Genomic DNA, 19,935 nt, shown 5'->3' on the forward strand with positions numbered 1-19,935 from the left:
AGCGGATCGCCCCGTGCGGCCTTCGGGCTCACGGGGCGTTCTGCTGGATCGGGCTGTGTCGGGCGGGCCTAATTAGGTATACTGAATAGGTCGAGCCGAAGGAGATCCGATGCGCCGGACCCTGTTCGAAGAGTCCCATGAGGACTTCCGTCTGCTGGTCCGTGACTTCCTCGCCCGTGAGGTGGTCCCGTCGTACGAGGACTGGCGGCGCGCCGGACTCGTACCCCGGGACCTGTTCACCGCGCTGGGCAAGCTCGGGATCATCGGCACGGCCATCCCCGAGGAGTACGGCGGGGGAGGCCAGGACGACTACCGCTACAACGCCGTGATCCAGGAGGAGTGCGCCCGCGCCTGCGTCACACTCGGCGGTCTGCGCACCCACCTCGACATCGTCGTCCCGTACTTCACGGGCCTCGCCAACGCGGAGCAACGGGCGCGCTGGCTACCGGGGTTGGCCTCGGGCGAGCTGTACACCGCGATCGCGATGAGCGAACCCGCCACCGGCTCGGACCTCGCCGGCATCACCACCCGCGCGGTCCGCGACGGCGACCACTTCGTGCTGAACGGATCCAAGACCTTCATCACCGGCGGCCACCATGCCGACCTCGTGATCGTGGTCGCCCGCACGTCGGTGGACCCGGACAACCGGCGCGCCGGTCTCTCCCTCCTCGTGGTGGAGAAGGGCATGCCCGGCTTCACCGTCGGCCGCAAGCTGGAGAAGATCGGGCTGGCCGTCCAGGACACCGTGGAACTCTCCTTCGACGAGGTCCGCGTGCCCGCCGCCAACCTCCTCGGCGAGGAGGGAGCGGCCTTCACCCTCCTCGGCCGCAACCTCGCCCAGGAACGCCTGGCCATCGCGGTCGGCGCGGTCGCCCAGGCCCGTACGGCGATCGACCTGACCGTCGGCTACGTCCGCGACCGGACCGTGTTCGGGAAACCGCTGGCCCAGTTCCAGAACACCAAGTTCGAACTCGCCGCGCTGGACGCCGAGGTGACGGCCGCACAAGCCCTGCTCGACGCGGCGATCACCGCGCTCGTCGCGGGCGAACTGGACCCCGTGGACGCGGCGCGCACCAAGCTGTTCTGCACCGAGACACAGGGCCGCGTGGTCGACCGCTGTCTCCAACTGCACGGCGGCTACGGCTACATCCTCGAATCCCCGATCGCCCGCCTCTACGCGGACGCCCGGGTGACCCGCATCTACGGCGGTACAAGCGAGGTCATGAAGCTCATCATCAGCAAGTCCCTGGGCCTTTAAGACCATGAAGACCATGAGGAGTTGGGTGTGAACATCGACGGTTCAGCGGCACTCGTCACCGGCGGTGCCTCCGGGCTCGGCCTGGCCACCGCGCGCCGCATCATCGAACGCGGCGGACGCGTCGTCCTCGCCGACATCTCCGAGGAGCAGGGCGTCAAGGCGGTCGCCGACCTCGGCGAGGCCGCCCGCTTCGTCCGTACCGACGTCACCGACGAGACCCAGGTCGCCGCCGCCCTCGACGCGGCAGAGCAACTCGGCACCCTGCGCTGCGTCGTGCACTGCGCCGGACGCGGCGGCGACCGCACCCGGATCATCGACCGCGACCGCAAGCCCGGGGAACTCGACACGTTCGCCGAGGTCGTCCGCGTCAACCTGGTCGGCACCTACAACGTGCTGCGCCTCGCCGCCGCCCGCCTCGCCGGCAACGAGGTCGTCGACGGAGACCGGGGTGCCGTAGTACTCACCGCGTCGGTCGCCGCGTTCGACGGCCAGATCGGGCAGACCTCCTACACCGCCGCCAAGGCCGGCGTCCACGGCATCACCCTCGTCGCCGCCCGCGACCTGGCCAGTTGGCAGATCCGGGTGAACACCATCGCCCCCGGCATCATGGACACCCCGATGCTCGGCCGCCTCCGTGCCGACATCCGCGACGGCCTCGCCGCCACCGTGCCGCACCCCAAGCGACTCGGCGACCCGGACGACTTCGCCCGCCTCGCCGTGGAGATGCTGGAGAACCCCTACCTCAACGGCCAGACGATCCGTCTCGACGGCGCCATCCGCATGGCTCCGCGATGACGGATGACGAGACCGACGAGCGGTTCCGCGCCCGCCTGCGGGCCTTCCTGACCGAGCAGCACCCCGGCCGCCGCCCCAAGGACCCCGTCGAGCGGGTCGCCTGGCAGAAGAAATGGCTGGCCGCGCTCTACGACGCCGGATACGCGGGACCGAGCTGGCCGCGTGCCTACGGAGGCATGGAGCTGTCCTTCGCGCGCCAGGTCGTCTACCAGGAGGAGTACGCGCGCGCCCGGGTCCCCGGACCCCTGGGCACCGGACTGGGCATCGCCGCCCCCACCATCGTCAAGTACGGCACCCCCGAGCAGAAGGAGCGCTATCTGCGCCCCATGCTGCGCGGCGACACCGTGTGGGCCCAGGGCTACTCCGAACCGGAGGCGGGCTCGGACCTCCCCGCGCTGCGCACGACGGCACGGCGCGACGGGGCGGTGTACGTCGTCAACGGGCAGAAGGTGTGGAACAGTTCGGCCGACATCGCCGACATCTTCTTCACCCTCGTCCGCACCGGACCGCCCGACTCCCGCCAGGACGGCATCAGTTACCTGCTGATCGACGCGCACGCCTCCGGGGTCACCGTACGGCCCCTGCGCGACCTCACCGGCGACGCGCACTTCTGCGAGATCTTCTTCGACGACGTACGCGTACCGGTGGCGAACCGCGTCGGCGAGGAGAACGGCGGCTGGCCGCTGGTGCGGACGAGCCTGGGACACGAGCGCGCGGCCGGCGCGATGAACCAAGCGGCCCTGTACCGCCGGGTGTTGGACGAGTTGATCGAACTCGCCCGCGAACGCGGCGCGACCGCCGATCCCCTCGTGCGGGACCGGCTCGCGGACTTCGAGATCCGCGTCCGCGTCATGCGGCTCACCGGCATGCGGACCATCGCCGACATCATGGCCAAGGGCGAGCCGGGGCCCGCCTCCTCGACCGCGCGGCTGTTCATCGTGACCTTCGAGCAGGAGCTGCACGAGTTCGCGCTCGACCTGCTCGGGCCGTACGGCATCCTCGGCCGCCGCGATCCGCATGCCGTGCAACGCGGGCGCTGGGTATGGGGGTTCCTCCGTACCCGCGCCTCGTCGATCGGCGCGGGCACCGCCGAGATCCAGCGCAACACGATCGCCGAGCAGGTGCTGGGGCTGCCCCGGGACCCGGCGATGCCGACGACCACGGGAAGGACGTCATGAGGGCCGCACGCTGCACGGAGTACGGGCCGCCGAGCTCGCTCTCGGTCGTCGAACTCGACGACCTCCACCCCGGACCGGGCGAGGTCCTGGTCCAGGTCCACGCGGCGGCGGTGAACTTCCCCGACGTCCTGATCGTCGCGGACCGCTACCAGGTGCACGCACAGCCGCCGTTCACGCCGGGCAGCGAATTCGCCGGTGTGATCGCCGAGTTGGGGCCCGGAGTGGACGGCCCTCCCGTCGGCTCACCCGTGGCCGGGGCGGCGTTCACCGGGGCGTTCGCCGAACAGGTCGTGGTGCCCGTCGCGAGCCTGCGCCAGGTGCCCGAGGGCCTCGACATGGTGCACGCGGCCGCGTTCCACGTCACCTACGCCACCGCCTACCACTCGCTGGTCACGGTGGGACAGGGCCGCGCGGGGGAGTGGGTGGCGGTGCTCGGCGCCGCGGGCGGGGTCGGCTCGGCGACGGTGGACATCGCGACGCGGCTCGGGATGCGGGTGGTCGCTGCCGCTTCAAGCCAGGAGCGGCTGACGGTCGCCCGCAAGCTCGGAGCCGAGGCCGGAGTGGACTACGTCCACGAGGATCTCAAGCTCCGCACAAGGGAGTTGACCGGCGGCGAGGGCGTCCATCTCGTCATCGACCCGGTGGGCGGCGACCACGCGGAGGCCGCCCTGCGCGCGCTGCGCCGGGGCGGCCGGTTCGTCACGGTCGGGTACGCCGACGGACAGATCCCGCGGATTCCGCTGAACCTGGTGCTGCTCAAGGACCTGGTCGTGCGCGGCTTCGAGATCCGTACGGTCCGTCAGTACGCCCCGGACGCCGTGGCCGCCGCCGACCAGGCCCTCGCCGGGATGGTCCGGGACGGGATGAGCCCGTACGTCTCCCGCGTCCATGCCCTCGACGAAGTCGCGACCGCCCTGACCGATGTCGCCGAGCGCAGGACCACCGGCAAGGTGGTCCTGGACCTCACCTCGTAGCGAAGACCGGTCAGAATGTGGGGAGTTGGGGACGCTTGCGGACGTAGCCGCCGGCGTCCACCCGCATCTGCATGCCGGTGACGTAGCGGGACTCGTCGGAGACGAGGAAGAGCACGGTGTCGGAGACGTCCTCGGGCTCGACGTAGGGATTGCCCATGCCGGTCGTCGCGGGGAACGAGACCATGGCGTCCTCGCGGGTCGGGCTGTCGAGGTCGGGCCGGAACGACCGGTACATCAGGTCGTTGTGGAGCATGTCCGTGTTGACGTTGGTGGGGTGCAGCGCGTTGACGCGGATCCGCCGGGGCAGCAGCACCGTCGCCAAGTCGTGGACGAACGCGGCGACCTGGCGCTTGGCGAAGGAGTAGCCGAGCCCGCCGGGGCCGTTGGCCGGGTTGTCGACGGTCGCCGGGGTCAGGGCCGCGATGGACCCGGTCGCCACGATCGAGGCGCCGTCCGGCAGATGGGGCAGGGCGGCCTCGACGGCGTGCACGACACCGACGTAGTCGACGGTGACGGCGTCGATGAAGGCCTGGGCGCTCTGCGGCCCCAGCGGGGCGATACCGGCCTGCGCGACCACGGCGTCGAGCCGCCCCAACTCGGCCACCCCGTCCGCCACGGCGGCCTTCAGCGCCGCCGGATCACGTACGTCGGCCTTGCGCGCGACGATGCGCCGGCCGAGCTTCTCGACCTGGCGCGCGGTCTCGTCCAGGTCGTCCTGGGTGGCCAGCGGATACGCGTTGGTGGCGATGTCCGCGCACAGGTCGACGGCGATGATGTCGGCACCCTCCGCGGCCAGCCGCAGCGCGTGGGCGCGGCCCTGTCCGCGGGCGGCCCCGGTGATGAAGACGACCTTGTCCTGTACTCGGCCCATCGTGGGGCTCCTTCCGCCGGAAATAAAAGAGTAGCCTGAATAGTGTCCGATGGAACTGTTCGTGATCCATGATCGGTGTCAACTCCGCTGACTGTTGGCCGGTTTCCGTTCAGTGGGACGCGAACAGTGCACACAATCCGGCCGGTGCTAGAGAGTCCATGAGATCGAGGGAGCACATCGATGCCATTGCAGCCATGGATGAAGTTGCTGTCCACCGACGACCACCTGATCGAGCCGCCGCGCCTGTGGACGGACCGGCTCCCGGCGAAGTACCGCGACCTCGGGCCTCGGATCGTCGAGCAGCCGCGCGGTGAGGGCCAGGCCCCGGCCGAGGTGTGGAACTACGAGGACCGCATCTACCCCTACATCGGCCTGAACGCCGTGGCGGGCAAGTCGCCCGAGGAGTTCGGCCTCGAACCCACCCGCTACGACGAGATGATCCCGGGCTGCTACGACCCGAAGGCCCGGCTGCGCGACATGGACCTGGACGGGGTGTGGGGCGCGCTCTGCTTCCCGTCCTTCCCGCGCTTCGCCGGCACGGTGTTCCTGGACGGCAAGGACCGCGAGCTCGCCCTGCTGTGTGTGCGGGCGTGGAACGACTTCGTGCTCGACGAGTGGTGCGCCACCGCCCCCGGCCGGCTCATCCCGCTGGTCATCCTGCCGCTGTGGGACGTCGACGCCTGCGCGGCCGAGATCCGGCGCACGGCGGCCAAGGGCGCCAAGGCCATCTCGTTCCCGGAGAACCCGGCCCCGCTGGGCCTGCCGTCGTTCCACACCGACCACTGGGACCCGGTGTTCACGGCCGCCGAGGAGACCGGCATGCCGCTGTGCCTGCACTTCGGCACCTCGGGCTCGGCACCGAAGACCGCCCCGGAGGCGCCCTTCGCGGTGACCATCTCCCTGTTCGCCTGCAACTCCATGTTCGCCACCGCCGACCTGCTGTTCTCCCCAGTGTTCCACAAGCACCCCGACCTCAAGGTGGGGCTGTCCGAGGGTGGCATCGGCTGGATCCCGTACCTGCTGGAGCGGATCGACGGCACCTGGGAGCGGCACCGCTTCTACCAGAACGTCAACCAGTCCGTGCGGCCCTCCGACCTGTTCCACAAGCACATGCACGGCTGCTTCATCGACGACCGGTTCGGCGTGGACGTACGCCACCACATCGGCGTCGACAAGATCACCTGGGAGTGCGACTACCCGCACTCCGACTCGTACTGGCCCAAGAGCCGCGCCTACGCGGCCGAGGTCCTCGCCGACGTACCGGACGACGAGGTGCACAAGATCGTGGAGCTGAACACCCGCCGCCTCTACAACCTCCCGGCATGAGCAGGCGCCCGGAGTCCGAGCGCTCCGACTGGACCGATCTCGACCTGCTGACCCGCGACGAGGCGTACGGCCGCCTCCAGGAGGAGATCGGTCTCACCGCCCGCCGGCTGGCCGAACTCGGCGCGGACGACGCGGCCGAACGTGAACTCCTCGACAGGCGGCTGCGCGCCCTGCGCGAGGCCGCCGAGGATCTGAATGTCCGCTGAAAGAAAGGGAGTTGACGTGGGGCGTATGGAGGGCAAGGTCGCACTCATCACGGGTGCGGCCCGCGGTCAGGGGCGTTCCCACGCCGTGCGGCTGGCGGAGGAGGGAGCCGATGTCGTCGTGACCGACGTGTGCCACGACATCAGCGCCGAGCTGCCCTACTCGCTGGCGTCGAAGGAACAGCTCGAAGAGACCGCGGAGTTGGTGCGGGCGACCGGCCGGCGCTGTATCGCGATGCAGGCCGACGTGCGCTCGGTGGTGGAGCTGCGGGCCGCCGCCGACGCGGCCTGGGAGGAGTTCGGACGGCTCGACACCCTCGTGGCCAACGCGGGCGTGATGAGCATCGGTGCCGCCTGGGAGCTGTCCGAGGAGGCCTGGGACGTCAACATGGACGTCAACCTCAAGGGCCCCTGGAACACCGTGCGGGCCGCGGTCCCCAGGATGATCGAGGCCGGGGAGGGCGGCTCCGTCGTCATCACCAGTTCGGCCGCCGGCATCCGCGGTCATGTGCCGTACGCCCACTACGTGGCCAGCAAGCACGGCGTGGTCGGTCTGATGAAGGCGCTGTCCAACGAACTCGCCCCGCACCGCATCCGGGTGAACACCGTGCACCCCACCGGCGTCAGTGACACGGGCATCACCGTCGGCGTCCCGATCGAGCAACTCGCCGCGCGGGAACCGCTGTTCGCGCTGGTCGCGATGAACCCGCTTGCCCCGTACGTCGAACCGCGGGACGTGTCCAACGCGGTCCTGTTCCTCGCCTCGGACGAGGCGCGGTTCGTCACGGGACTCCAGTTCACCGTCGACGCGGGATCGACGAACAAGCCGTAGCGGAACGGAGAGACGGATGAAGATCACGATCGACTCCGCGCTGTGCTCCGGGCACGCGCGGTGCGCGGCGGCGGCGCCGGAGGTGTTCCGGCTCGACGACGACGGCTACGCGCTGCCCTTCGACGGTGAGGTGCCGCCGGAGCTGGAACAGGCCGCCAGGGACGGGGAGTCGGCCTGCCCCGAGCGGGCCGTCACCGTCGAGCGGTGACACGCGAGAGCCCCACGGCCGTGGACCGTGGGGCTCTGCTCATGCTTGCTCGGATCAGCCGGCGGGCTGCGGCGGCGGGGTGAAGTGGTGGCCCCAGAAGGCGCCGTCGGTGATCTCGTAGACGGGCACCGGCTCCGGCACCTGCAGGCCGTCCCAGCCGAACTCGACGGCGTAGTTCTCCGGCGACCACACGTAGAACGACAGCATGCGGTCGTTGGTGTGCTTGCCGAGCGAGTGCATCATCGGGACATCGAGCTTCGCGGCCCGGTCCAGGGCGCGGCCCACGTCGTCCAGCGTGTTCGCCTCGACCATGAAGTGGAGCAGCCGCCCGGGGCCCGGCGCCGGGGTGACTCCCAGGGTGTGGTGGCGGGGGTTGCAGCCCATGAACCAGGTCGTACCGCCGGGCGAGCGCATCGTGTTGCGCTCGATGAACCCGAGGACGTTGACATAGAAGTCGAAGGTGCCCCGGGCGTCCTCGGCGGAGACGATGGCGTGCCCGAAGCCCATGTCACCGGTCAGGAACCCGGAGACCAGCGGCGTCTGCACCGGAACATGGTCGAGGATCGTGCCGTAGAACAGCTCGACCGGGTTGCCGCCCGGGTCGTTGAACTTGACGAAGCCGGTGACCTTGCGTTCCGTGGCCTCGTCCTCGGTGCCGGCGGTCACCTTGATGCCGGCCTTCTCGACATCGGCGACAACCTTCGCCAGCTCCCGCTCGTCGAGCACCTCGAAGCCCAGGGCGGTCATCCCGTTCTGAGAACCAGGGGAGACCACGATGCGGGCGGGGTAGTCGTCCATCCGGAAGTACAGGGACTCCGGGTCGCCGCCCTCAACAAGCATCAGGCCGAGGAAATCAGCCCCGAACACCTTCCATTTCTCGATGTCGCTGGACTCCAGCCGTACATACCCGAGTGAGCGCACACCCATCAGGTTCTCCCATCACCGTTTGTCAAGACCTGGCGCTTCGACGCTAATCAGCGCGGCGGACCAGGGGCCGGCCACGTCCCACTGATCGGGAGGAGTGCGGCACCCGGCCCGGCCCCGGTGGCACGGTGACTGTCGCCTGTCACCCCGCGACCGGAGGCCACGCACCGTCATGACACTCACCGCTGAGGACACCCTGCGCGAACTGCGCACCGCCGAGGGCACGTTGCGCTACCACGAGGCGGGCGACGGGCCGCCGCTGCTGATGCTGCACGGCTCGGGTCCGGGCGTGACGGGCTGGCGCAACTACCGGGGCAACCTCCCCGTGTTCGCGAAGCACTTCCGCTGCCTCGCGCTGGAGTTCCCCGGGTTCGGGGTCAGCGACCCCACCGACGAGAACCCCATGATGGCGGCCCCGAAGGCCGTCCTGCGCTTCCTCGACGGACTCGGCCTCGACCGCGTGAACGTCATCGGCAACTCCATGGGCGGCTTCGTCGCCGCCGGACTCGCCGTCGCCCACAAGGACCTGTTCCGCAGGATCGTCACCATCGGCGGCGTCGGCCGCAACATCCTCTCGCCCGGCCCCAGCGAAGGCCTCAACCTGCTGGTCGAGTTCGCCGAGAACCCGACCCGCGACAACCTCCTCCAGTGGCTGCGCTCGATGGTCCACGACCCGGCCCTCCTCACCGAGGAACTCATCGAGGAGCGCTGGGCGAGCGCCACCGAGCCCGCGACCCTGGAGGCCTCCCGCCGGATCTACGGCCGCCAGGCCATGGCCGCCATGCAGGCCGCGCAGGCCCACTCCGACCAGCCCATCTGGGCCGCCCTCCACAAGATCACCGCACCGACCCTGTTGACCTGGGGCCGCGACGACCGGGTCACACCGCTGGAGAGCGCGCTGATCCCGATGCGTACGATTCCCAAGGCCGAACTGCATGTCCTGCCCGACTGCGGGCACTGGGCCATGATCGAGCAGAAGGAGGCCTGGGAGAGCACGGTCCTGGCCTTCCTGACCCGCCCCGAGGCATCCTGAGCGTCGGCGGGAGCACCGGACGACATGGGGGACGACGTGGCGAGACCCGCTGAGGGACGGCAACCGGCGGCACCCGTCTCGCGCGGCCAGATCGCCCGCCGGGTCCGCATCCTCCGCGCGGCCTCCGAACTCGGCGCCCGTGAGGGGCTCGCCAGCGTCCAGATGCACGACGTGGCCAAGGAGGCCGGCGTCGCCATCGCCACCCTGTACCGGTACTTCCCGTCCAAGCCGCACCTGTTCATGGCGGTCATGGAGTGGCACATCGAGCAGTTCCTCGGCGACCACGAGACCACCGCCGACGCGGCCGCCGACCCCGCCGCCGAGATCGCGGAACTGCTCATCGCGCTCAGCGTCAAACTGCTCGACAGCCCGCTGCTCGCCTCGGCGGTGGCGACATCGTCGTTCACCGAGTACACCAGCGTCGTCCCGGCCCGCATCGACATCGTCGACAGCGCCCTGGGCCGGACCATCCTGCGCCTCCTCGGCGTCCGCGAGGCATCCGAGACCGACCGCAGCAGGGCGCGACTGCTCATCTACGGCTGGTGGGGCCTGTTCGTGGCCATGCTCACCGAGGAGCTCTCCACCGAGGAGGCGGAGAGCAACATGCGCCTGGCCGCACGGCTGCTCCTCACGCCGTAGCCGCCGCAAGATATGAAGCATTTCTTACGTCCCCCGACAGCTGGGCCTCTTCGCGTATTCCGTAGGTAGGTTGGTTCCCGTCGGCGGCAGCCGGTTCCTATTGGCGGCGGCCTCCATGTCGGCCTCGCCGCAGGCGGCGAAGGCGGCCGACAGGACGGGGATGTTCGCGGGGCTCAACGGAAAGAAGGTGTCCGGCTCCGCGCAGGTGGGCGGTTCGGGCGTCACGCTTTCCGGGTTCTCCTCCGACGAGGGCCCGGACCTGCATGTCTACCTCACCGACGGCACGGACGAAGCAGCCGTCTCGGCGGGCAAGGAGATCGGGGCCGTCAAGTTCGACAAGGCGTCCCAGATATTCACCCTCAGTGGCGCCGACGCGTCCGCCTACAGCACCGTGGTCATCCACTGCGACAAGGCGAAGGCGGTATTCGGCGCCGCGAAACTGTCATGAAGTCGCCGAATTCGCGCATGACTCTGATCGCGGCGGCCCTCGCCGGCGCGATCAGAGTCACCCTGGGTGTGCTGTGGCTTCATGAGGGGACGTTGAAATACCGGGCGCATTTCGGTGCGGCTGACATCCTGCTGGTGGCGAACAGCGCGAAATCCAACAGCAGGGTTCCGGGCTACTTCAAAAGCTTCTCGGATGTCACTCTCGCGGAATGGCCGCATTTCTTCGGCTTCGCGATGCCCCTTCTGGAGACATCACTGGGCGTGGTCCTCGTCCTGGGGGTGTTCTCCCTGCCCGCGTCTTTCATGTCCGCATTCACCTTGCTGATGTACTGGAGCGCGGACCAGCTCATCACGGAGTATCCGATCATGGCCGTCCTCTCGACGGTGGTCGTCGCCTGGCCGCTGCCGGCCTCGCACTTCTCCGCGACGACCGTCGCGGAAAGGGTCGTAGGCAGAAAACGTCCGCATGTGGTGGTGTTCCGGGAGCCGTTCCGTCGCTGGCTCTGACGGGTCAGTCCGTGCCGCCCGCGATGTCCAGCACCGCCAGATAGGAGAACGCCACACTCGAACCGATCGGTGCCCCCGCGCCCGGGTACACGCGTCCCGTCATCGCGGCGGCCGTGTTCCCGGACGCGTACAGGCCCGCGATGGGCTGTCCGTCCGGACGCAGCACGCGCGCGTGCTCGTCGATCTTCAGTCCGCCCTTGGTGCCGATGTCGGAGGGGAGGATGGTGGCGACGTAGTACGGCGGGGTGTCCAGCGGCAGCAGCAGCGGGTTGGGCCGGCCGGGGGTGGGCGGCGCCGGGTAGTTGAGCTGGGGCAGGGCGGGGAAACCCAGGACGTGGAAGGCGATCTGGTCCCAGGGCGTCTCGCCGCGGTGGAACCGCTCGTCGACCCCGGTCTCCGCGTAGCCGTTGAACTCCTCGATGGTCGCGCGCAGGGTGTCGAGCGGTACGTCGATCAGCTTCGCCAACTCCTCAAGGGAGTCTGCCTTCTTGAGGGCGCCGGACTCGAACCACTCGGGGTCGACCGGCTGGTCGTGGGCGCCGCCGAAGCTGTCCCGGTCGAGCTGGCGCTGGTCGATGATCCAGTGGGCGGGGATGTGCGAGACCCCTGTGGTGGTGTGCAGGTGGACGATCTCGCGGCCCGCCTGGTCGTAGGGGCGGGTCTCGTTGACGAAGCGTTCGCCCGCCGCGTTGACCCAGATCCCGCCCCGGGTGCCGGTGTGGAAGAGCGGCAGGCCGTCCGGCCACACCAGGCCCGGCACGTACCAGGCGGCGTCGAGCAGGTCGGTGGCGGCGCCGACCGCGATCCCGGCCCGGAGCGCGTCGCCCGTGTTGCCCGGGCAGCCGTGGGTCCACTCGCTCGCGCGCTGGGGGACCGGCTGGTACTTCTCCCGCAGCTCCTGGCTGCGCTCGAAGCCGCCGGCCGCGAGGACCACCCCACCCGTGGCCCGGAACGTGACCCGCTCCCCGTCGCTGACCGCCTCCACGCCGACGACCCTGCCGTCCTCGACGACCAGGCTCTCCAACGCGGTGTCGAGACGCAGCGAACCGTGGCCCGTCTCCAGGAACGCAGCGAGCGTACGGCCGATCAGCGCGCGGCCACCGCTCAGCACCGGACCCTCCTCGCGCCCCCACCGCTCGGCGGGCAGGCAGGTCCGCACCAGCGGGGCGTGCTCGCCGAGTTCGGCGACGGTGACCTGCGGCGGGAAGATGGTGTGCCCCGTGGGGGAGGCGCCGGCGAGCGCCGGATAGTAGTCCGGCACCGGGGCGTACTCGAACGACCGGAACCACGGGTTCTGCTCCAGCTCGTCGATCACCTGGGCACCGGCCCGCAGATACGCGTCCTGGAGCCGCTCCCGCGACTCGTCGTCGACGGCGTTGCGCAGATACGTCCTGGCGTCCTCGACGCTCTCGTCCAGACCGGCCCGCCGCATCGGCGCCGAGCCCGGGTACCACAGACCGGCACCGGAGTAGGCGGTCGTGCCGCCGACCCGGTCGGTCTTCTCGATGACGAGGGTGCGCAGACCGCGTGACGCCGCGGCGTAGGCACCGACCAGACCTCCGCCCGACCCGACGACGATCACGTCGTAGACGTCCTCGTTGCTGGCCAAGATGACCTCCTCAGGGATGCTGACGTTCTCGACGGCCGAGCGCGGCTCAACGCCACAACCTTCAGCAGCAATGTGTGGGCGACGGTATAGAGCCGACTCCACGACTCCGGCCGGACATCTCGCTGAGCGAGACCGTTCGTCCACACCCGGACCGAGTCCCGGTGAGCGGAACGCGCGGGACCGTGATCGGGCACGGATGCCCAGGCTGGAGACCATCACGAGTTGAGGATGCGAATGACAGACGTATGGGAACCGAGGGCCGTGGCGGACCGTGAGGCGGCGGTGGCCGAGGCGGTCGCACGACTGACGCGCGCGGCCCGTGACCGTCAACCGTGCGCTCCGGTACGGGACTTGCTCGGCGCCACCGACATCAGCCTCGCCTACGCCGTCCAACAACGCGTCGTGGCCGACAGGATCGACGCCGGAGCACGGGTCGTCGGCCGCAAGATCGGACTGACCTCGGAGTCGGTGCAGCGCCAAGTCGGCGTGGACCGGCCCGACTTCGGGGTGCTGCTGGCCGACATGGACGTCAGCTCGCTGCCGGCCGTGCCGAGCGAACGGCTGCTGCAGCCCAGGGTCGAGGCCGAGATCGCGTTCGTCCTCGCCGCCGACCTCGACCGCGAAGACCTCGACATCGACCGGGTCCGGTCCGCCGTCGCGTACGCCGTCGCCGCACTGGAGATCGTGGACAGCCGGGTCGCCGACTGGGACATCGCGATCACCGACACCGTCGCCGACAACGCCTCCAGCGGATTGTTCGTACTCGGCGGCGAGCGGGTCGAGTTGAAGGCGTTCGAGCCGCGGGACGTGACGATGCGGCTGTACGCCGACGGGAAGCTCGCCTCGGAGGGCGACGGCACGGCCTGCCTCGGCGATCCGCTCGCCGCGCTGCTGTGGCTGGCGCGCACCGCCCGGGAGTTCGGGGACCCGTTGCGGGCCGGTCAGGTCGTGCTCTCCGGAGCGCTGGGTCCGCTCGTCCCCACTCCGCCGGGAGTCACCGTACGGGCCGAGATGTCGGGCCTCGGCACGGTGACCGCGACGTTCTCAACCGACTCATCGGACTCGTCGAAGGAAGAGGGATGACGAAGACCAAGGTGGCCGTCATCGGCTCCGGCAACATCGGGACCGATCTGATGATCAAGGTGCTACGGCTGTCCGACACCCTGGAGATGGCCGCCATGGTGGGCATCGACCCGGACTCGGACGGCCTCGCCCGCGCCGCACGCCTGAAGGTGCCCACCACCCACGAGGGTGTGGACGGGCTGATCCGCATGGACGGTTTCGACGACATCGAGATCGTCTTCGACGCCACGTCCGCGAAGGCGCACGTCGAGAACGCCAAGCGCCTGGCACCCTACGGCAAACGGCTCGTCGACCTGACTCCCGCCGCCATCGGACCGTATGTCGTGCCGCCGGTGAACCTCGACGAGCATCTCGCCAACGATGTCGACAACCTCAACCTGGTCACCTGCGGCGGTCAGGCCACCATCCCGATCGTGTACGCGGTCAGCAGGATCACACCGGTCCCCTACGCCGAGATCGTCGCCTCGATCGCCTCGAAGTCGGCCGGACCCGGAACCCGGGCCAACATCGACGAGTTCACCGAGACCACCTCCGCCGCGATCGAGAAGGTGGGCGGTGCCCAGCGCGGCAAGGCGATCATCGTGCTCAACCCGGCCGAGCCGCCGCTGATCATGCGGGACACGGTGTACTGCCTGATCGGTGACGCCGATCACGAGACGATCCGGGCCTCGGTGGAGGGCATGGTGGACGCGGTCTCCGAGTACGTGCCCGGCTACCGGCTCAAGCAGAGCGTGCAGTTCACCCCGATCCCCGCCGGTGATCCGGTGCACACGCTCTTCACCGGCGACGCCTCCGAGGTGACCACGAAGGTCTCCGTCTTCCTCGAAGTGGAGGGCGCCGCCCACTACTTGCCCGCCTACGCGGGCAACCTCGACATCATGACCTCGGCCGCCCTGCGGGTCGCCGAGCGCATCGCCCAGCGCTTCTCCACCGAGGTGACCCAGTGACCCCCAGGCTCTATGTGCAGGACGTCACGCTCCGGGACGGCATGCACGCCATCCGGCACCGGATCACACCCGCGAACGTGGCCGCCATCAGCGCGGCCCTCGACCAGGCCGGTGTGGACGCCATCGAGGTCGCCCACGGTGACGGCATCTCCGGGGGCAGCCTCAACTACGGGCCTGGCAGCCACACCGACTGGGAGTGGATCGAGGCAGCCGCAGGCGCCATCCACCGGGCGACGCTGACATCGTTGCTGCTGCCCGGTATCGGCACCATCGCCGAGCTCAAGCAGGCCTACTCCCTCGGCGTCCGCTCGGTGCGCATCGCCACCCACTGCACCGAGGCCGACGTGGCGGCGCAGCACATCGCCACCGCCCGCGAACTCGGCATGGACGTCTCCGGCTTCCTGATGATGGCCCACATGACCGACCCGGCCGAACTCGCCCGCCAGGCACGGCTGATGGAGTCCTACGGCGCGCACTGCGTGTACGTCACGGACTCCGGCGGCCGGCTCACCATGGACGGCGTGCGCGACCGCATCCGCGCCTACCGGGACGTGCTCGACCCGGACACCCAGATCGGCATCCACGCGCACGAGAACCTCTCCCTGTCGGTCGCCAACTCCGTGACCGCGGTGGAGGAGGGCGTGACCCGGGTGGACGCGTCCCTGGCCGGACAGGGCGCGGGCGCAGGCAACTGCCCCATCGAACCGTTCGTCGCCGTCGCCAACCTGCTCGGCTGGAAGCACGGTTGCGACCTGTTCGCGCTCCAGGACGCCGCCGACGACCTGGTCCGCCCACTCCAGGACCGGCCGGTGCGCGTCGACCGGGAGACCCTCACCCTCGGGTACGCGGGCGCCTACTCCAGCTTCCTGCGGCATGCCGAGACGGCGGCCGAGCAGTACGGCCTCGACGCGCGCACCATCCTCCAGGAGGTCGGCAGACGCGGACTGGTCGGCGGGCAGGAGGACATGATCGTGGACATCGCGCTCGACCTGACCCGCGGCTGCTGACCGCACTCTTCTCCAGCGCCGCTCCCCGGACCGCGCACCGGGGGGCGGCGCTTTCGCGTGTTGATTAGACCGCTCGTACCAATAAACTCGTGCACGCCTCTTGGCCTGCGTCCGACGCCGTTGTACGTTGACGACGGCGCCGAACTAGAATTGATTTCAGTTTTAGCAGAGAGGCATTGACGATGACGTCTGCCCTTCGCCTGGAACCGCGATACGAGGCCGACCGGCATGCGCTGCCACCGTCGATGATGGAGCGCGTGACGTTGATCATGGACCTCTTCGAGCGGCCCCAGACACACCTCACCCTCGAAGTGGTGTCCCGGCGGACCCACCTGCCGCGCTCCACCACCCACCGGATCCTCGACCAACTGGTGCGCCTGGACTGGCTGCACCACACGGTCGCCGGGTACGCGCTGGGACCCCGCGCGCTCGGTCTGGGCGGGCGGGAGATCGGGCACAGCACGCTGCGCGCGGCGGCCGCGCCCCAACTCCTCGACCTGGCCGTCCGCACGAAGATGGTCGTCCATCTCGCCGTGCTCGACGGCCCGGAGATCTACTACCTCGACAAGGTGGGCGGCCGGGCCGCGGTCGACATCCCGTCCCGGGTCGGCGGCCGGGCCGTGGCCCACTGCACGGGGCTGGGGAAGGCCATGCTCGCCTGGCTGAGCCCGGAGGAGATCGACGCCCGGTACCAGCAGTCGATGGAGTGCCGCACCTCACACAGCATCGGCCGACTCGACCTCCTGCACCGGGAGTTGAGCACAATACGTCGGCGCAACGGGCTGGCCATCGACCGCGGCGAGTGCTTCCCCGACCTCGGCTGCGTCGGCCTCGCGCTGCGCGGCCCCGACGGCCCGGTCGGCGCGATCTCGGTCGTCGGCGACGGACGGGCACCGCTGGAACTCGTCGCCCCGCTTGTCGTCAACGCCGTACGGGCCGTGTCTGAGGAGTTGTTCGGGGGCGGGGAGTCGTTCCGGCGGGAAGTGGTGGATGCGGTGGGGTAGTTGGGGGGCGGGCCCGCTACGAGGAAGCGCTAGGAGAAGCGGAGAGCCAGCCGTCGTGGTGCCGAGGTAGGTGACTGGTCCTACGGCGGACCACTCGGCGAGCGTCCTCTCGAAGGCATGTTCCGCGAGGCGGCGCGGAGCAGTTCGTTGCCGGCGATCACTGCCTCCCATGCGTAAGCCATCTCTGAGTGTTTCTCCAGGTCACGCCAACCCGCCGTTGGCGAACAGTACTTGGCCGTTGATCCAGCGGGCCGGCCCCGCCAGGAACGCCACCGACTCGGCGATGTCGGCCGGGGTGCCCAGGCGCTCCAGTGGGGCGGCCTTCGCCAGGATGTCGATCGTGGTGTCGTCCTTGCCGTCGAGGAAGAGCGGTGTGGCGGTGGGGCCGGGGGCGACGGCGTTGACGGTGATGTCCTTGCCGCGGAGTTCGCGGGCCAGGACGAGGGTCATCGCCTCGACCGCGGCCTTGCTCGCCACGTAGCCGCCGTAGGTCGGGAACTTCGTGCGGGTGACGGTGGTGGAGAAGTTGATGATCGCGCCGCCGCCGCGCACCCGGCGGGCGGCCTGCTGGGAGACGACGAACGTGCCGCGGATGTTGGTGCGGTGCATGCGGTCGAGGTCGTCGAGGTTCAGGGTGGCGATCGGGGAGAGGGTCATGATCCCGGCCGTGTTGACGACCACGTCGATGCCGCCGAACTCCGTCTCGACCGCGTCGAACGCGGCGGACATCGCGTCCTCGTCGGCGACGTCACCGCCGACCGGGATCGCCCTGCCGCCGGCCGCGACTATCGCGGCGACCGTCTCGTCGGCCTTCGCCTTGTTGCCGGCGTAGTGCACGCCGACCGCGATACCGTCCTTCGCCAGCCGCTCGGCGACCGCGCGGCCGATGCCGCCGGAACCGCCGGTGACCAGGGCGACGCGCGTGGTGGTGGCGGTGTCAGTCATGGTGAGGGCCCTTCCGTGTGGTGGGGATCTGCGTGAGCCACTGCCCGAGCAGGGCCGACTCCGCTGGGGTGAACGGTTCGGGGGTGAGATCGTCGAGCGAGGCGAGCAGTGTGGTGGCCGCCGCCGCGCGGGCGTCGTGGGCGGCCGGGTCCGAGGGCGGGTCGAGCAGGATCGCCCGTACCATCGCGTCACGGACCGAGGTCGACAGATCCGGGTCCGGATAGAGCTCGGGGCGGGTGATCAGCCCCAGCGCGACACCGGTGGTGGCGGTCATGACCATGCGCGCCGCGATCTCGGGCGCGATCCGCATCCGGCCCTGCGCGGCGAGCCGGTCCAGCACCTCGCGGAGGATCCGCAGGGCCTCCCGCGCCGCCTCCGGTGTGGAGCGCAGCGCCGGGGCGAACATCAACTTGTAGGCGTTGGGATGCGCCAGCGCGAACGCCACATGGCTGTCCCACCCGGCGAGCAGATCCCGCAACGGGTCCGCCGACTTCTCGGCGGCCCGCTTGGTCTCCAGGTACTGGTCCCAGACATGGTCGACCGTCGCCGCCAGCAGCCCGTCCTTGTCGCCGAACAGCCGGTACAGCACCGGCTGTTGCACCCCCGCCGCCTCGCACACCGCGCGCGTCGACACATCGCCGCTCGGCGACTGGGCGATCAGCTCCGCCGCCGCCTCGATTATCAGCGATCTCGTGTTCATGTAATCGACGATAACACCGATGCTTATCGCGCTGACAACGGGATGTTGTTAGCAATGAAAGCAGGGGCGCCTCCCACCGCGTCAGTGCGGTGGGAGGCGCCCCTGCGGTGCCGTGCGGTGGCTCAGGACTGCACGGCGAGTTGGAAGGCCTGCGCGGCAGAGCCGTCGCAGGTCCGCTGAGTGAGCTGGACACTGTTGGTGGCCGCCGCGGCGGCGGTCAGGCACTTGCCGCTGTGCCGGGCGACGAAGTGATAGCTCCCGCTGGTCTCACGTACGGGCTGCCACTGCTGGTTGGTGCCACCGGAGTAGGCCCACAACTGCAACGGCGCGTTGTCCGCCGTCGAGCGGTCGGTCACATCGATGACCTGTGCCGGGTTGCCGCGCGCGGTGATCTCCATGTACCCGCTGTCGGTGGAGCGGAACTGGTACTGCTGCGCCGCCGTACCGTTGCAGGCGTACTGCTGGATCGCCGTCCCGTTCGCGGTGGCCGCCGAGCGGGCGTCCACGCACGTGCCGTTGCCGCCGTTCTGCACGGAGTACCAGGCGGTCTCGGAGATCGGGTCGTCCGTCGGCGGGGTCGAACTGCCGCCCCCGCCCAGCCACTTGAGCCCGTCGAGCAGGAACCGGTTCTGAGTCGCGCTCGCGAACGTCGACGACAGCCGCGTGTTGGTCGTGTAGTTCATCGCGTTGTGGCCGAAGTTCGCGTACAGCATCTTGTACTTCGTGTTGGTCCACAGGATCGGGTAGTACCCGCTGTACCAGGACTGGTTGGGATCGGTGCCGACCGGGAAACTGCTCGGGTCGATCGACGCCAGGATCTTGATGTCCGGGTTCTGCCGCAGGTCGTTGGACCAGCTGTACCACTCGCTGACCGACGAGGTGAACGTGGCCGGCAGGTTCACCGTGGCCGGGTTCGTGTGGTCCTCCACCTTCAGGGTCACCGCGGTCGGGCCCCAGGTGTTCGACACGAAGTTCCCCGAGCCGAGGAACGTGTTGTGGTACCAGGACCAGCTCGCCGCGTTGGTCGTGAACGCCGAGACGTGGAAGCCCATGAAGCCGCCGCCACCCCTCATGTAGGCCTCGAACCCGGTGCGTTGGGCGGCGGTCTGCGGCAGGTCGTCGAGGAACAGGACGACCTGGTAGGCGTTGACCCCGCCGTTGGCGAGCAGGTCCCAGTTGGTGCTGGCCGTGTAGGTGAAGCCGTTCGCCGCCGCCTGCTGCGGGAACCAGACGTTCGCCTCCTTGTCGAAGTCGATGTGCGCCGCGTCGTAGGTCCCGCTGTAGAGCGCGAGGATCTTGAACGGGGTCGCCGCAGTGCTCGCGTGGGCGGCGGGCGGTACGGCCGCGAGGCCCAGCAGGGTCGCCAGCAGGAGCAGGACCCGCAGGAGCGCGCGGGTGGAACCGGATCTGATGGTGTTCATGTAAGTGATCGATCCCTTCCGCGC

22 protein-coding genes are annotated in these 19,935 nt (G+C 69.7%); 16 read left to right on the forward strand and 6 right to left on the reverse strand.

Translation table 11 applies throughout. The features are described from left to right. Positions 1 to 109: 109 nt before the first annotated feature. The 4 genes from AB0M63_RS39815 to AB0M63_RS39830 are packed head-to-tail and all read left to right on the forward strand — an operon-like array spanning position 110 to position 4,205. A complete protein-coding gene (locus AB0M63_RS39815; RefSeq protein WP_355913586.1) occupies positions 110 to 1,258 on the forward strand; it encodes an acyl-CoA dehydrogenase family protein in 1,149 nt (382 codons plus the stop codon). A 27-nt stretch (positions 1,259 to 1,285) separates the two neighbouring features. Then, positions 1,286 to 2,053 (forward strand): SDR family NAD(P)-dependent oxidoreductase, encoded by a 768-nt coding sequence (locus AB0M63_RS39820; protein WP_355913583.1) that lies wholly within the window; start codon positions 1,286 to 1,288, stop codon positions 2,051 to 2,053. Further along, a complete protein-coding gene (locus AB0M63_RS39825; RefSeq protein WP_366022813.1) occupies positions 2,050 to 3,231 on the forward strand; it encodes an acyl-CoA dehydrogenase family protein in 1,182 nt (393 codons plus the stop codon). The genes AB0M63_RS39820 and AB0M63_RS39825 overlap by 4 nt, the downstream gene beginning before the upstream one ends. Next, positions 3,228 to 4,205, forward strand: a complete 978-nt coding sequence (locus AB0M63_RS39830) for an NADPH:quinone oxidoreductase family protein (RefSeq protein ID WP_366022814.1) — start codon at positions 3,228 to 3,230, stop codon at positions 4,203 to 4,205. The genes AB0M63_RS39825 and AB0M63_RS39830 overlap by 4 nt, the downstream gene beginning before the upstream one ends. 10 nt (positions 4,206 to 4,215) lie before the next feature. Here the strand turns inward: AB0M63_RS39830 and AB0M63_RS39835 are convergent, their stop codons facing one another. Next, positions 4,216 to 5,076, reverse strand: coding sequence for a mycofactocin-coupled SDR family oxidoreductase (locus AB0M63_RS39835; protein WP_366022815.1), 861 nt, complete (start codon positions 5,074 to 5,076; stop codon positions 4,216 to 4,218). Positions 5,077 to 5,256: 180 nt separating this feature from the next. Here AB0M63_RS39835 and AB0M63_RS39840 point away from each other — a divergent pair, with 180 nt between their 5' ends. Genes AB0M63_RS39840 through AB0M63_RS39855 form a run of 4 tightly spaced genes read left to right on the forward strand, consistent with a single transcriptional unit; the run spans position 5,257 to position 7,645 of the window. Further along, positions 5,257 to 6,402, forward strand: a complete 1,146-nt coding sequence (locus tag AB0M63_RS39840) for an amidohydrolase family protein (RefSeq protein ID WP_366022816.1) — start codon at positions 5,257 to 5,259, stop codon at positions 6,400 to 6,402. After that, entirely contained in the window at positions 6,399 to 6,608 is a 210-nt protein-coding gene (locus AB0M63_RS39845) for a hypothetical protein (protein WP_366022817.1), read from the forward strand. Before AB0M63_RS39840 ends, AB0M63_RS39845 begins: the two co-directional genes overlap by 4 nt. A 16-nt stretch (positions 6,609 to 6,624) precedes the next feature. Further along, positions 6,625 to 7,437: a mycofactocin-coupled SDR family oxidoreductase gene (locus AB0M63_RS39850; protein ID WP_366022818.1), complete on the forward strand. Its 813-nt coding sequence runs from the start codon at positions 6,625 to 6,627 to the stop codon at positions 7,435 to 7,437. A gap of 16 nt (positions 7,438 to 7,453) precedes the next feature. Continuing rightward, complete coding sequence (locus AB0M63_RS39855; protein ID WP_355915870.1) at positions 7,454 to 7,645, forward strand: ferredoxin; 192 nt, start codon at positions 7,454 to 7,456, stop codon at positions 7,643 to 7,645. A 54-nt stretch (positions 7,646 to 7,699) separates the two neighbouring features. Here AB0M63_RS39855 and AB0M63_RS39860 read toward each other — a convergent pair whose 3' ends face one another. Continuing rightward, a complete protein-coding gene (locus AB0M63_RS39860) occupies positions 7,700 to 8,572 on the reverse strand; it encodes a VOC family protein (protein ID WP_366022819.1) in 873 nt (290 codons plus the stop codon). Between the two features lie 169 nt (positions 8,573 to 8,741). Here AB0M63_RS39860 and AB0M63_RS39865 point away from each other — a divergent pair, with 169 nt between their 5' ends. From AB0M63_RS39865 to AB0M63_RS39880, 4 genes are all read left to right on the forward strand, one after another. Continuing rightward, positions 8,742 to 9,602 carry an alpha/beta fold hydrolase gene (locus AB0M63_RS39865; RefSeq protein ID WP_366022820.1) on the forward strand — a complete coding sequence of 287 codons (861 nt, stop codon included), beginning with the start codon at positions 8,742 to 8,744 and terminating at the stop codon, positions 9,600 to 9,602. A gap of 36 nt (positions 9,603 to 9,638) precedes the next feature. Then, positions 9,639 to 10,241 carry a TetR family transcriptional regulator gene (locus AB0M63_RS39870; RefSeq protein WP_355915861.1) on the forward strand — a complete coding sequence of 201 codons (603 nt, stop codon included), beginning with the start codon at positions 9,639 to 9,641 and terminating at the stop codon, positions 10,239 to 10,241. A gap of 115 nt (positions 10,242 to 10,356) precedes the next feature. Next, positions 10,357 to 10,689, forward strand: a complete 333-nt coding sequence (locus AB0M63_RS39875; RefSeq protein ID WP_366022821.1) for a DM13 domain-containing protein — start codon at positions 10,357 to 10,359, stop codon at positions 10,687 to 10,689. A gap of 17 nt (positions 10,690 to 10,706) precedes the next feature. Continuing rightward, positions 10,707 to 11,195 (forward strand): hypothetical protein, encoded by a 489-nt coding sequence (locus AB0M63_RS39880; RefSeq protein WP_355915855.1) that lies wholly within the window; start codon positions 10,707 to 10,709, stop codon positions 11,193 to 11,195. Between the two features lie 4 nt (positions 11,196 to 11,199). Here the strand turns inward: AB0M63_RS39880 and AB0M63_RS39885 are convergent, their stop codons facing one another. Next, on the reverse strand, positions 11,200 to 12,804 hold the full coding sequence (locus tag AB0M63_RS39885) for an FAD-dependent oxidoreductase (RefSeq protein WP_366022822.1): 1,605 nt from the start codon (positions 12,802 to 12,804) through the stop codon (positions 11,200 to 11,202). Between the two features lie 234 nt (positions 12,805 to 13,038). Between AB0M63_RS39885 and AB0M63_RS39890 the strand changes: the two genes are divergently transcribed. From AB0M63_RS39890 to AB0M63_RS39905, 4 genes are all read left to right on the forward strand, one after another. After that, positions 13,039 to 13,887 (forward strand): fumarylacetoacetate hydrolase family protein, encoded by an 849-nt coding sequence (locus AB0M63_RS39890; RefSeq protein ID WP_366022823.1) that lies wholly within the window; start codon positions 13,039 to 13,041, stop codon positions 13,885 to 13,887. Next, positions 13,884 to 14,834, forward strand: coding sequence for an acetaldehyde dehydrogenase (acetylating) (locus AB0M63_RS39895; RefSeq protein ID WP_355915846.1), 951 nt, complete (start codon positions 13,884 to 13,886; stop codon positions 14,832 to 14,834). Before AB0M63_RS39890 ends, AB0M63_RS39895 begins: the two co-directional genes overlap by 4 nt. Beyond that, the gene (gene dmpG, locus AB0M63_RS39900) at positions 14,831 to 15,841 is read left to right on the forward strand and encodes a 4-hydroxy-2-oxovalerate aldolase (RefSeq protein ID WP_355915844.1); all 1,011 of its coding nucleotides are present in this window, start codon (positions 14,831 to 14,833) and stop codon (positions 15,839 to 15,841) included. The genes AB0M63_RS39895 and dmpG overlap by 4 nt, the downstream gene beginning before the upstream one ends. A 245-nt stretch (positions 15,842 to 16,086) precedes the next feature. Beyond that, positions 16,087 to 16,845 carry an IclR family transcriptional regulator gene (locus AB0M63_RS39905; RefSeq protein ID WP_355915912.1) on the forward strand — a complete coding sequence of 253 codons (759 nt, stop codon included), beginning with the start codon at positions 16,087 to 16,089 and terminating at the stop codon, positions 16,843 to 16,845. Positions 16,846 to 17,046: 201 nt separating this feature from the next. On the opposite strand, the gene AB0M63_RS39910 is transcribed toward AB0M63_RS39905, so the two are convergent. The 3 genes from AB0M63_RS39910 to AB0M63_RS39920 form a co-directional block, all read right to left on the reverse strand. Further along, positions 17,047 to 17,790 carry an SDR family oxidoreductase gene (locus tag AB0M63_RS39910; protein ID WP_366022824.1) on the reverse strand — a complete coding sequence of 248 codons (744 nt, stop codon included), beginning with the start codon at positions 17,788 to 17,790 and terminating at the stop codon, positions 17,047 to 17,049. Beyond that, positions 17,783 to 18,490, reverse strand: a complete 708-nt coding sequence (locus AB0M63_RS39915) for a TetR/AcrR family transcriptional regulator (protein WP_366022825.1) — start codon at positions 18,488 to 18,490, stop codon at positions 17,783 to 17,785. The genes AB0M63_RS39910 and AB0M63_RS39915 overlap by 8 nt, the downstream gene beginning before the upstream one ends. 122 nt (positions 18,491 to 18,612) lie before the next feature. After that, complete coding sequence (locus AB0M63_RS39920) at positions 18,613 to 19,911, reverse strand: ThuA domain-containing protein (protein WP_366022826.1); 1,299 nt, start codon at positions 19,909 to 19,911, stop codon at positions 18,613 to 18,615. Positions 19,912 to 19,935: the final 24 nt, after the last annotated feature.

The organism is Streptomyces sp. NPDC051576 (genome assembly GCF_040681835.1).
Taxonomy (GTDB): Bacteria; Actinomycetota; Actinomycetes; order Streptomycetales; family Streptomycetaceae; genus Streptomyces.